19 protein-coding genes and 1 pseudogene are annotated in these 9,222 nt (G+C 61.0%); 1 reads left to right on the top strand and 19 read right to left on the bottom strand.

The window, feature by feature from the left end; genetic code table 11:
- Positions 1 to 19: 19 nt before the first annotated feature.
- From BM252_RS30445 to BM252_RS24210, 3 genes are read right to left on the bottom strand one after another with little or no spacing between them, the layout of a single operon-like run.
- Positions 20 to 250 (bottom strand): hypothetical protein, encoded by a 231-nt coding sequence (locus tag BM252_RS30445; RefSeq protein ID WP_139236721.1) that lies wholly within the window; start codon positions 248 to 250, stop codon positions 20 to 22.
- The gene (locus BM252_RS24215; protein WP_093390239.1) at positions 244 to 684 is read right to left on the bottom strand and encodes a helix-turn-helix domain-containing protein; all 441 of its coding nucleotides are present in this window, start codon (positions 682 to 684) and stop codon (positions 244 to 246) included. Before BM252_RS24215 ends, BM252_RS30445 begins: the two co-directional genes overlap by 7 nt.
- A 10-nt stretch (positions 685 to 694) precedes the next feature.
- On the bottom strand, positions 695 to 997 hold the full coding sequence (locus tag BM252_RS24210; protein WP_245774421.1) for a helix-turn-helix transcriptional regulator: 303 nt from the start codon (positions 995 to 997) through the stop codon (positions 695 to 697).
- Positions 998 to 1,144: 147 nt separating this feature from the next.
- On the opposite strand from BM252_RS24210, the pseudogene BM252_RS24205 reads away from it, so the two are divergent.
- Positions 1,145 to 1,681: pseudogene (locus BM252_RS24205) on the top strand (integrase core domain-containing protein); the annotation flags it as partial.
- Positions 1,682 to 1,711: 30 nt separating this feature from the next.
- Here BM252_RS24205 and BM252_RS30440 read toward each other — a convergent pair.
- The 16 genes from BM252_RS30440 to BM252_RS24135 form a co-directional block, all read right to left on the bottom strand.
- Entirely contained in the window at positions 1,712 to 2,599 is an 888-nt protein-coding gene (locus BM252_RS30440) for a hypothetical protein (RefSeq protein ID WP_139236720.1), read from the bottom strand.
- Positions 2,586 to 3,830: a tyrosine-type recombinase/integrase gene (locus tag BM252_RS24200; RefSeq protein ID WP_093390237.1), complete on the bottom strand. Its 1,245-nt coding sequence runs from the start codon at positions 3,828 to 3,830 to the stop codon at positions 2,586 to 2,588. Before BM252_RS24200 ends, BM252_RS30440 begins: the two co-directional genes overlap by 14 nt.
- 315 nt (positions 3,831 to 4,145) lie before the next feature.
- Positions 4,146 to 4,412 carry a hypothetical protein gene (locus BM252_RS24195; protein ID WP_245774420.1) on the bottom strand — a complete coding sequence of 89 codons (267 nt, stop codon included), beginning with the start codon at positions 4,410 to 4,412 and terminating at the stop codon, positions 4,146 to 4,148.
- A gap of 5 nt (positions 4,413 to 4,417) precedes the next feature.
- On the bottom strand, positions 4,418 to 5,014 hold the full coding sequence (locus BM252_RS24190; protein WP_093390236.1) for a hypothetical protein: 597 nt from the start codon (positions 5,012 to 5,014) through the stop codon (positions 4,418 to 4,420).
- Positions 5,011 to 5,367: a hypothetical protein gene (locus BM252_RS24185; RefSeq protein ID WP_139236719.1), complete on the bottom strand. Its 357-nt coding sequence runs from the start codon at positions 5,365 to 5,367 to the stop codon at positions 5,011 to 5,013. The genes BM252_RS24190 and BM252_RS24185 overlap by 4 nt, the downstream gene beginning before the upstream one ends.
- Positions 5,364 to 5,684: a hypothetical protein gene (locus tag BM252_RS24180; RefSeq protein ID WP_093390234.1), complete on the bottom strand. Its 321-nt coding sequence runs from the start codon at positions 5,682 to 5,684 to the stop codon at positions 5,364 to 5,366. Before BM252_RS24180 ends, BM252_RS24185 begins: the two co-directional genes overlap by 4 nt.
- Positions 5,681 to 5,881, bottom strand: a complete 201-nt coding sequence (locus BM252_RS24175; protein WP_093390233.1) for a hypothetical protein — start codon at positions 5,879 to 5,881, stop codon at positions 5,681 to 5,683. Before BM252_RS24175 ends, BM252_RS24180 begins: the two co-directional genes overlap by 4 nt.
- Positions 5,878 to 6,069 (bottom strand): hypothetical protein, encoded by a 192-nt coding sequence (locus BM252_RS24170; RefSeq protein WP_093390232.1) that lies wholly within the window; start codon positions 6,067 to 6,069, stop codon positions 5,878 to 5,880. Before BM252_RS24170 ends, BM252_RS24175 begins: the two co-directional genes overlap by 4 nt.
- A complete protein-coding gene (locus BM252_RS30435; protein WP_139236718.1) occupies positions 6,066 to 6,272 on the bottom strand; it encodes a hypothetical protein in 207 nt (68 codons plus the stop codon). Before BM252_RS30435 ends, BM252_RS24170 begins: the two co-directional genes overlap by 4 nt.
- Entirely contained in the window at positions 6,269 to 6,463 is a 195-nt protein-coding gene (locus BM252_RS24165; protein ID WP_093390231.1) for a hypothetical protein, read from the bottom strand. The genes BM252_RS30435 and BM252_RS24165 overlap by 4 nt, the downstream gene beginning before the upstream one ends.
- Positions 6,460 to 6,723, bottom strand: a complete 264-nt coding sequence (locus BM252_RS24160) for a hypothetical protein (RefSeq protein ID WP_093390230.1) — start codon at positions 6,721 to 6,723, stop codon at positions 6,460 to 6,462. The genes BM252_RS24165 and BM252_RS24160 overlap by 4 nt, the downstream gene beginning before the upstream one ends.
- Positions 6,720 to 7,109 (bottom strand): hypothetical protein, encoded by a 390-nt coding sequence (locus tag BM252_RS24155; protein ID WP_139236717.1) that lies wholly within the window; start codon positions 7,107 to 7,109, stop codon positions 6,720 to 6,722. The genes BM252_RS24160 and BM252_RS24155 overlap by 4 nt, the downstream gene beginning before the upstream one ends.
- Positions 7,110 to 7,190: 81 nt before the next feature.
- The gene (locus BM252_RS24150; RefSeq protein ID WP_217429958.1) at positions 7,191 to 8,084 is read right to left on the bottom strand and encodes an ORF6N domain-containing protein; all 894 of its coding nucleotides are present in this window, start codon (positions 8,082 to 8,084) and stop codon (positions 7,191 to 7,193) included.
- Complete coding sequence (locus BM252_RS24145; RefSeq protein ID WP_139236716.1) at positions 8,081 to 8,401, bottom strand: hypothetical protein; 321 nt, start codon at positions 8,399 to 8,401, stop codon at positions 8,081 to 8,083. The genes BM252_RS24150 and BM252_RS24145 overlap by 4 nt, the downstream gene beginning before the upstream one ends.
- Positions 8,398 to 8,730, bottom strand: a complete 333-nt coding sequence (locus tag BM252_RS24140; RefSeq protein ID WP_093390227.1) for a hypothetical protein — start codon at positions 8,728 to 8,730, stop codon at positions 8,398 to 8,400. The genes BM252_RS24145 and BM252_RS24140 overlap by 4 nt, the downstream gene beginning before the upstream one ends.
- A complete protein-coding gene (locus BM252_RS24135; RefSeq protein WP_093390226.1) occupies positions 8,727 to 9,203 on the bottom strand; it encodes a hypothetical protein in 477 nt (158 codons plus the stop codon). The genes BM252_RS24140 and BM252_RS24135 overlap by 4 nt, the downstream gene beginning before the upstream one ends.
- Positions 9,204 to 9,222: the final 19 nt, after the last annotated feature.

The raw sequence follows: 9,222 nt of genomic DNA, 5'->3' as shown, positions 1-9,222 counted from the left end.
GTTTCTTGAACGCGCCATATCAGACCTCGGAAACTTTTTCGACGGTCACCATGGCCATGTTGGTGTGGCATTGGGGGGGCTGACGCAGTTCATTCTTCCTCTGCAAGCTGTTCAAACGATCTGCTTCATCATCGGCCTGAGCAGAAGACGTGCAGATACAGACCACCGTCGGTACGTTGCATCCCGGTGTGGCGTAGGTGACGAGAAAATCGCCGTTGAGCATTGGGCCCATTGAACGATGATTCAGCATGACGCCTCCAAATCCAGGGAGCCTTGCGGGTCGCTCAGCATGCCGCCATGCCCTACCAGCACATACCGTGCAATACCGTTGTGGGCTAGTCCATCCGGCCCAACCAGTCGCTCGCGGCGTGATGCGATCACCCAGCCACTGGCCTCCAACTCCTGAATGCGCGTGGCGATTCGATAGAAGCCACAAGCCACGCCTTCGGGGGTGTTAATGCCCCTATCGCCGAGGTACTGCAGCACCCGCAACAAGGTCTCGCATTGGGTGCGGCCGGAGGTATCGCGTAGCGCCATACCATTGGCATGTAGCTCCTTGCGGAGTTTGCTGGTATGCTTGACGCCGCAGCGAAAGATTTCCTTTGTTTGCCCTTTCACACCGCCCGCCAGCTTCGTGAAATGAGCGCCTCCCTTAGTGGAGGCGTTTTGTTTTCTTGATGCCATACCGTCTCCGTTATCGGGTGTTTGCACAGTAGTTCAGCGGATCAGCGAAGAACCTGTGCAATTCACGATTGGGGTACGCGGTGCAGCGCGCAGAGAATTTAACTGGCTGCGGTGCCTTGCCCGCATTGACAAGCTGCCGGAATTTTTCGCGGCTGAACGGTGAAAAAGGCGCGATTTGGTTCCAGCGGCTCATTCCATCAGCCGGAAGGGTTTTGCTCGGGAGCGCCGAGGGGATTTCTACTTTCTGTGCCATGGTTGCCTGCCTTTGCAATTTACCGCCTTGATTCAGCGGATTGATGCAAAGGTTAGACATTTCGCTTCCGCTAGTCGCGGAGGATTATGCGGAAATATGAGTCTAAATCCTCCGTGCGGTCGCATGCCGGCAGCGCCGTGCTTGTGTAACTGCTAGCCGCCGGCGTGCTACTGCTCTCGACCCAGTTATCGGCCAGAGCCAGTGGCGCCGGCGGTGCCCGACGAGACCTTGCGCCGCTACCTGTTCGTGGCCATCGACCGCGCCACGCGCTGGGTGTTCCTGCACATCTACGGCGACATGACCGAGCACAGCAGCGTCGACTTCCTGCGCCGCCTTAAGCTGGCCTCGCCGATCAAGATCGCCAAGATCCTGACCGACAACGGCTCGCAGTTCACCGACCGCTTCACGGCGAAGGACAAGAAGCCCAGCGGCCGGCACGCCTTCGACAAGGTCTGCGCCGGCATGGGCATCGAGCACCGCCTGGCGCCGCCGCGCCATCCCCAAACCAACGGCATGGTGGAGCGCTTCAACGGCCGCATCAGCGAGCTGTTGCAGCAGACCCGTTTCGATAGCCGGGCCGATCTGGAGACGACCTTGCTCAACTACCTGAAGCTCTACAACCACCATATTCCACAGCGTGCCATCGGCTCAACAACGCCGATCAAGGCGCTCAAGGAATGGCAACTTCGCAAGCCGGAATTATTCGTTAAACGCGTTTATGATCAAACGGGACTCGACAGTTAGGCACCGGCAGATCGGCGAAGGCGAGCTTGTTCATTCCGACTGCGTAGCCAACATACTCTTCTGATCCCTATCAAGAGGATATAATTTTCGAATTAAATCTGGTGTAATTTCAACGTCATCAAGAGCTGTACTGCAAAATATAGATAATCGCGCAGGTGAATAGTCCGCATACATACAGAAAAAATAGTCGGCTACTATACGAACAAAGTAGGTCCGAAAAGCATTTTTCCCTTTAACTTTTCGAGGTAATTTAAAGCGCATGTTCTGCTGCTTTGATTCTGAATCAGCTATTTTCGCTAGCGCTTCGATTTGCGTTGAAATTGAAGGCATGCAATAGTCTAATATCCAGCATTTCCCGCGCATTACGTTATTTCCGCTAACCACCTCGGGCCTCATCATGATTTCCGCCTGAGCTAATTGGTGATTATTTAATAACGAATGCAAGGGAAAGGTCGTATATGCTCCATTCTCACCATCAAATTTTTTTATTTTTCTGGCAAGTAACTCACTAAGCTTAGCGATTTCTTTCATCTCGGTTTTGTAATCTGCAGGCGTCAGTTTCGGGTTTTCTAGATAGCTGGCCATGGCTCGATTGACTTTCCCTAGCAAGCCACCATTTGACGTCAATTCAATAGACGGATTTCTTGTTGAAATGAATTTCCAAACTGTTTCCATTTCATGGCACATCGCGAGTCTTTTCCACATTTCGGCTACGTCAAGGACCCCATCCCCGGTTTTTATTTCGAATTTTGTTGCACCGGACGGCTGATTGAAATAAGTAGTGACCTGGTTTACAACTGATTTAGGGACCCACGAATGAAATATCACAACAGCCTTTCCTGTATCAATAAAATCACCCCCTGCCGAGGATGTCCCGTTGGTAAGTTGGGGTAGATCGGCAGTATTACTGCGCGACATTCCCAAAAGTGCCAGTGATCACTTGTGCGCCTGCGCGCAACGCATCCAAATAATCCGCCCAGCGTTGCATCATCAGGCGGCGCGCCGGCAGGTGGGCGGTCCGGTTGTAGGCGCGCCCATTTGGGTCTTTGACTGCGTGGGCCAACTGGTGCTCGATCAGGTCCACACGCTCTCCCAGCACCTCGTCCATGATTGTGCGAGCCATTGCTCGGAAGCCATGGCCGGTCATCTTTTCTTTGGGGTAGCCCATGGCGCGCAGCGCCGCGTTGATCGTGTTTTCGCTCATACAGCGTTCACCGGTGCGGATGCTTGGGAAAACGTATGGGCCGTGCCCGTGCATCGTCTCCAACCCGCGCAGCAGTGCAACCGCTTGGGTGGCCAGCGGCACGATGTGGTCGTTCTTCATCTTCATCTTATGGCCAGGGATGCGCCACTCTGCCGCGTCGAGGTCTAGCTCTGTCCATTCCATCGACCGCAACTCGCCCGGGCGCTGGAAAACCAACGGCGACAGCTTGAGCGCGGCGGTGGCGTATGGGGCGCCGCTGTATGCGTGGATCGACCGCAGCAACTCGGCAACCTGTTTCGGATCGATGATGGCGGCATAGTGCGCCTCGGGTACCGTCGACAGCGCATCGCGCAAGTCCGCTGTTACATCGCGATCAGCCAGGCCGGCGGCCACGGCATAGCGGAACACCTGGCCGCAAAGTTGTTTGATCTTGTGCGCGGACTCGACCGCACCGCGTGCTTCGATCTTGCGCAGCGCGGCCAAAACGTCACGCGGTTTGATGGTCGATATCGGCATTGCCCCAATTTCGGGAAAAATGTTCCGTTCGAGCCAGGCGGTATTTTTCAGCTGGGTGCTTCCAGCTCGATCGGCCGATGTGTTGATCAGCCACTGGCGAGCCATCGCCTCAAAGGTATGGACTGCGGCCGCAGCCTTGGCGTGCTTGATATCGCGCTTGGCTTGGCCTGGATCGACGTCGTTTGCCCGTAGCTGGCGGGCGCTGGCGCGGGCGGCGCGGGCCTTGGTGAGCGTCACCTCGGGATAGCTTCCGAATGAAAGGCGGCTTTCCTTGCCGGATGCCTGTCGGAATTTCATGCGCCACAGCTTGGAGCCGGTAGGCATGACTTCAAGGTACAGGCCACCGCCATCGGCCAGCTTGTACGGCTTGTCCTTGGGTTTGGCGTTTTTAACCTGAATGTCGGTCAGTGGGGAAACGAGACGGGGCATGTTAGGGGCACGCGCTTGAGCGCTTTGGGGGCATGCCCTCAAGACTGCCCCTAAAAAACCTTGCTGTCAATGGGCAAACTTGGGTGCTATGAGCGTTAAAAAACCCCTAAGCATTTGATCTATTAGGGGTTTTTAGGCAAACTTTGGTGAAGTTTGCAGTATTCTTGGTGCCCGGAGCCGGAATCCGAACCCTATAAAAAACAATGACTTATGATCGCTGTTCGTAAAATATTCGTAGCAAAAACCCCCTGCCGAATCTGAATGTGAGCGGAATCGAACCAATTTCCCGACCCGGGAATCGAACCCGCTCCTCATCTAGGACTTCTCCTGGTGGCTTTGCACCCAAGCGATCACCTCCTTGGCATTGTACAGCGGCTGGGCGCGGCCGGACTTGGTTGGAAGCCGGATAGCCCTGGGGAAGCTCGGCAGGCACGCCATGCGCTCGCGCACGACCTGGGGATCTCGCTTCAGGTACTGGGCGATCGTTGCGATGTCCCACAGGTCGACCGACAAAGGGATTGCCGGCCTCTGCAGCTTCTCGATGGCCTCGGCCAGCTTGGCCACGAATTGCGATTCGCTCATGTCCACTATTTTTCTCCTGGTTGGGTGGTAGGTGCGCCGACGAGCGTCAGGCACGTTTTCTTCGGCGCCGGCGGCTGGAACGCATCCTCCCCGAACACCTCGGTGAAGATCTTGTCGGTGGCGGCGCGGCCGGCCGCAGTCGCGCTCATTTTCAGGACGATCAGCAGGTGCACGGCGTTGAACAGCGGCCCGTCGTTGAACTCCTGTCGCCGCCGCTCGGCCGAATCCTCCAGCACGTAGCCGGCCACGAGCATGACCAGGCCGTTGCGCTCGCCGATGTCGGCGCGGTCGGCCACGTTGATGTTGAGCAGCTCGAAGCGCTCGCCCGGCGTCGTGGCGAGGTCGAAGTCGGGCGCCAGCTCGAGCAGCGCGCTGCCGAGCTCGCTGCGCTGGTCGAGTCCCTGCTGCCACAAGACATCCATCTCTTCAAGCAGGCGCCGGAAGCGCACGGCCCGCGCCTGGTCGAACGGGGTGCCAGCCTCCAGCCGGACCGCCGCGCGCCGCGCACATCTGATGGAGGTACTGAGGCCATGCAGCACGCCCCCGATGTCCCGCAGCTTTCGGCGCAGACGCAGGAAGGAAACCACCGCGTGCTTGGTCATTGCGCACCTCCGAACATCTCCATGGGCGTGGTCGACAGCTCCAGCAGCTCGAAGAACTTCGCCGCGCCGCCGGTGCAGCGCAGCGCCTCGAACGCCAGCGCCTGCAGACGCGCCGTCAGCTGGCCGGCGTCGACTAGGCGACGGAACTCGGCCTCGCCGGCAAAGCCGCCGGCCGCCGCCGCGCCGAGCAGGTCCGCCGATATGGTTGCGGCGTGCGCTCGCCCAGCGGCATCATTGTCGCTATACGGCGCGGACAACGCGGTGAACATGATCAGGGCCAGCGCGGCGTTCTGGTCGGCCGTGCCGCCCATGTCGTAAAGCATCGCCGCTGTGGTAGATGGGCCGGCGTTCATGCGGCACCGCCTTGCGGGCGCGCCGCCGACATCCGGGCCAGCTTGGCGCAGGCCTTGGCCAGGCGGGTCTTGTGCGCATACACGCGGCGCCGGGCCTTCTGCAGCGCCTGGTACTTCGGCGAGGTGAACTCGCGCACCGCCGCGTGCTCCGGCGCGTCCTTGTGGATCAGCTTGTTGAGCTGGCCATGCTCGCGCTCATAGGCGTGGATCGCCAGGTGGTAGGCGTGCTCGGCGTTGCTGGCGGTCTCCTGCAGGCGCCAGCCCTCGAGGGCGAGCTGACCGACAAGCACGAGCTGGGTGATTTGTTCCGTGATCATTCTTGTGCTGCCTTTCTTTGGGTGGCCACCAGGCGCAGCGCGGAAATGCGCTTGCCGGTGGCCGGGTGGGTGTTTGCGATCCGCGCCATCCTGACCAGAGCCTCGTCCTTGCGGCGCGTGTCCATCTGGCGGAAGTGGGCGAGGATCTGCTGCTCGCCGGCGGTCAGCGGCGCGCCGGGTGTCGGCACGACCCTCATGACGCACCGCCGACAAGCTCGTCCAGGTCGTCCGCGATGTCGGCGGTCATGCCGGCACAGGCCCGCAGCGCGTCCGCCTGGGCGTCCGGCCGCATGGTGTCGATCGCGCCGAGCAGCGCGCCGACGACGTTGGCCAGGCCGGCTAGGCGCTTGACCTGGGCGGCGCGCAGTTGGGTAACGGTGTTCATGGACGCACCGCCGTTCCAGCCGCCGAGATGAGGCGCAGAGTCGGTGCTGCGCGACGTGGGAATGCCTCCGCTACACCAGTCGCGAACGACATCAGCTCGCACTGGCGCCGGCCATCCATGGTCCGATAGGCCAGCAGCAAGGTCTGTTCTTGCATGGTGAGCGCCTGTTGGTCTGGCAGCAGTGCGGCGGTTGGTTTTTTCATACGGAACCTCCTTGAATAAGTGACAACGTCGGGCGTTTTTGGCTCAGGCTAGCCTGTGCCCAGGCCTCGGTAACGGCCAGTGTCGCGATCCGCCTGTTGGAGTCCATGCTGCGAAACGCGCTCAGGACGCGCTGCTCGTCCGGGGTGAGCGGCAGCGCGGCCGGCGGCTGGGTGGCGGTCGGGCCGCTCATGGTGCAACCCCGCGCGTCCGCATGGCGATCACCATCGCGAGCACCTCGTCCGCCAACTGCTGGGCGAGCCACAACATGTTGCTAGGTCCTTCGGGCGGCTGGATCAGCATTAGGAGCCCGGCCAACTGCTCGGCGCGCATTGCCAGGTGGCTGCGGATTTCGATGTCTTCAATGTGCAGCTTCCCGTAAGGCACCTCGACGGCGAAGGTGCCAGGGAGCGCGCCGTCGGCGCCGGCGGCCTTGACGATATGGGCGCTCATGCCGACACCAGGGAACGCAGCGTATCGGCCGATGCAGCGATCTCTTCGCTGATGCCTTCGCACATCGTCGCGACCATGTTCGTCAGGCGGTCGATCGCCACCTCGCTCAGCGGGATTGCCGTGCCATCGTCCTGCGGATCAAAGCAGGCGGCCATGACGGGATTGCCCGAGACGATGCGCATGACCGCACCCATGCCAGCGCACAGAGATTGAATCCGGTTGAGCTGGCGCAGGTGGGGGTCGATCGGTGCGCCGGTCGCCGCGGCCAGGTCGATCACGTGGCCAGGGAACTGCTCGTAGCGGTCCTCGAGCATGGACTTGTCGTCGATCAACGCCTGGGCGGTTGCCCCTTTGATTGCATTTATGTTATTGTTACGATTCGCCATGGTATTTCTCCAAAAAATTAGGGCGTACGGGTCCATTCGGCGTTCGAGCGCCGGGTGGGCTTTTTTGTTTCTGCTTCGGGTTTAAATCAGAATTGACTGCGTGCCTGGTGGTGGTCGATCACGCGGTATCGACAACTTGAAGCGGCCGTCGATGTAGGGATGGATGACCTGGGTTGCCGTGACGCGCTGGCACTCGGCAACGAAGCGCGCGAACACGGCGCTGACGTCCTTGATCCAGAAGCAGGCGTAGCTGCCACCCTTGGCGTCCTCGTGCGCGTTCTTCACCATCACCGGCTTCAACGCGTACGGCGACTGCCGGATCACTTCATCGACGATGCGCGTGGGCAGGCCGTACAGCCTCCCGATCCGTATGCGGATGTGGACGATGGACTCGGCCGCCGACGGCCGCGTCAGCAGCACCTGGCCGGCCGCGATATCGTCGACGCGCTGCTCGACGGTGGTCAGCGCGGCGCCCTGTGTGTCCAACTGCTGCTTCATGGCTGCTTGCTCGAACATTAGGCCGACCAGCGCGCGCTGCTCCGGCGGAAGGCTGGCCAGCGGATCGGTGGTTGGCGTCGGCTTAGCGAAGTACGACCTCACCAGTTGCCGCTGCACGTCCCAGGCTAGGTCGTCGGTGAACGATTTCACGAGCATGCTGTAGCCGGTTTCGGTCAGCAGCAGGATCGACGCGGGCGTGCCGCCTTGCGGTCGTGAAAAACCAAGCGTACGAATTTCGTCCGGCTGGGTCAGCTCGAAGAAATCATCGCCGGCAATCAGGCGGGCGCGATGCTCATTGAAGTTCCGGCGCGCAGTTCCGTCAGGGCGGCGGTGTGCTTTATCCATAGCGGACAGCGTCAGCACGCGGCGACCGGCGTATTCGATCGGGACTAGTTGCACGCCGGCGATGTCTACCGGCGCGGCCGGCACCGACTGCTTCGCCGCCAGCAGCAGCTCGTGCGGTTGCCGGGCGCTCACAGCGTACCTCCAGTCGCTACAATTGTCGCCGCCTTGCGGCTAGCATTTTCCAGGCGGCGGCGCACATTGCCGGCATTGCGCTTGGCGTCCAGGTACGCCTCGTACTCGACCTTGGTGTGCTTGATCACCTTGGCGTGCTCCGGCTGGCGCGTGTCGATGCGCGAGGATGCGCGACCGTGCTTGGCCTCGAACTGGTCGATCTTGTCGTGGTAGCGCGCCTTTGCCGCCCTGGTGGCACTGTCGGCATGCAGCAGTTGCACGGCCAGTTCGCCGGCGGCGAGTAGCGCGATCAGATGGGTGGTACTGGTCATGCTCATTGCGCTACTCCTTTGGGTGCGATTTGGATCAAGTGGAACATGGTGGCGTCGCCGCCGACAGCGGTGGTTACTTCGCACGCCAGACGCAACGTGCGTTCGGAAATTCCACCCTTTGCCAGTAGGGTGGTGAAGACGTCGGATTGACCGAAGCCGGCGCGCGCGGCGCTGGCCAGGATCTCGTCGACGCGCTCGCGCATGCCTGGCTTGGGATGCTCCTTGGGGGCGTAGGCAAAGCCGGCCATCATCAGGAATTCCCCCGACGCCGTCATGTCGTAGTAGCCGTCCTTTTTGAAGAAGTGCTGCTCCATGAAGTTCTGGCGCGCGCTCATGCTGCGCCCGCTGCAGTGACGGCCTCGGCCTGGGCCGCGCGCCAAACAGAGTGGCCTTCCTGAATTCCGGAGGCGAACGCATCGTCAGCGGCAGTGCCAGCGGCGTGCTGGTGGCGGATCGGCACACCCTCGATGCGGAACGCCAGGGCTGCGCGCACGCCGGCCCGGTACTCGGCGCTGCGCGGGTCGCGCGCTGTGCTGAAGGCGGCGTTGAACAACTGGTCGACGGTGGCGGCGCCGGCGATGATGCGCTTCAGGACGCCGCCCTGGAGGCGGTAGACCGCCAGCACGCCGTTGACGTTGCGCAAGGTGACGATGGTCACGCCGTCGACGTTGGTGACATCGCTGGCGCCGCTAGGCTGCTCGTGGCCGCCGGCCTTGGCGAAGGCGATGCGGGCGCGCTCGATCAGCGCGTCGTCGCGGCGGCCTGCTGGCGGGGTGGTGGTGCTGATGGTGGTAGAAGTGGTGGTCATGTTCGCCTCAGTCAATGTT

The organism is Rugamonas rubra, assembly GCF_900114705.1.
Lineage (GTDB): Bacteria > Pseudomonadota > Gammaproteobacteria > Burkholderiales > Burkholderiaceae_D > Rugamonas > Rugamonas rubra.
This window is presented reverse-complemented; position numbering and strand designations above follow the sequence as displayed.

What these genes read in the sequence shown, in the direction of transcription:
- BM252_RS30440 (WP_139236720.1), bottom strand. Translation starts at nt 2,599, where the DNA reads ATGTCGCGCAGTAATACTGCCGATCTACCCCAACTTACCAACGGGACA.
- BM252_RS24175 (WP_093390233.1), bottom strand. Translation starts at nt 5,881, where the DNA reads ATGAGGGTCGTGCCGACACCCGGCGCGCCGCTGACCGCCGGCGAGCAG.
- BM252_RS24210 (WP_245774421.1), bottom strand. Translation starts at nt 997, where the DNA reads ATGTCTAACCTTTGCATCAATCCGCTGAATCAAGGCGGTAAATTGCAA.
- BM252_RS24180 (WP_093390234.1), bottom strand. Translation starts at nt 5,684, where the DNA reads ATGATCACGGAACAAATCACCCAGCTCGTGCTTGTCGGTCAGCTCGCC.
- BM252_RS30435 (WP_139236718.1), bottom strand. Translation starts at nt 6,272, where the DNA reads ATGAAAAAACCAACCGCCGCACTGCTGCCAGACCAACAGGCGCTCACC.
- BM252_RS24165 (WP_093390231.1), bottom strand. Translation starts at nt 6,463, where the DNA reads ATGAGCGGCCCGACCGCCACCCAGCCGCCGGCCGCGCTGCCGCTCACC.
- BM252_RS24145 (WP_139236716.1), bottom strand. Translation starts at nt 8,401, where the DNA reads ATGAGCATGACCAGTACCACCCATCTGATCGCGCTACTCGCCGCCGGC.
- BM252_RS24200 (WP_093390237.1), bottom strand. Translation starts at nt 3,830, where the DNA reads ATGCCCCGTCTCGTTTCCCCACTGACCGACATTCAGGTTAAAAACGCC.
- BM252_RS24155 (WP_139236717.1), bottom strand. Translation starts at nt 7,109, where the DNA reads ATGGCGAATCGTAACAATAACATAAATGCAATCAAAGGGGCAACCGCC.
- BM252_RS24190 (WP_093390236.1), bottom strand. Translation starts at nt 5,014, where the DNA reads ATGACCAAGCACGCGGTGGTTTCCTTCCTGCGTCTGCGCCGAAAGCTG.
- BM252_RS24140 (WP_093390227.1), bottom strand. Translation starts at nt 8,730, where the DNA reads ATGAGCGCGCGCCAGAACTTCATGGAGCAGCACTTCTTCAAAAAGGAC.
- BM252_RS24135 (WP_093390226.1), bottom strand. Translation starts at nt 9,203, where the DNA reads ATGACCACCACTTCTACCACCATCAGCACCACCACCCCGCCAGCAGGC.
- BM252_RS24160 (WP_093390230.1), bottom strand. Translation starts at nt 6,723, where the DNA reads ATGAGCGCCCATATCGTCAAGGCCGCCGGCGCCGACGGCGCGCTCCCT.
- BM252_RS24195 (WP_245774420.1), bottom strand. Translation starts at nt 4,412, where the DNA reads ATGAGCGAATCGCAATTCGTGGCCAAGCTGGCCGAGGCCATCGAGAAG.
- BM252_RS30445 (WP_139236721.1), bottom strand. Translation starts at nt 250, where the DNA reads ATGCTGAATCATCGTTCAATGGGCCCAATGCTCAACGGCGATTTTCTC.
- BM252_RS24185 (WP_139236719.1), bottom strand. Translation starts at nt 5,367, where the DNA reads ATGAACGCCGGCCCATCTACCACAGCGGCGATGCTTTACGACATGGGC.
- BM252_RS24170 (WP_093390232.1), bottom strand. Translation starts at nt 6,069, where the DNA reads ATGAACACCGTTACCCAACTGCGCGCCGCCCAGGTCAAGCGCCTAGCC.
- BM252_RS24215 (WP_093390239.1), bottom strand. Translation starts at nt 684, where the DNA reads ATGGCATCAAGAAAACAAAACGCCTCCACTAAGGGAGGCGCTCATTTC.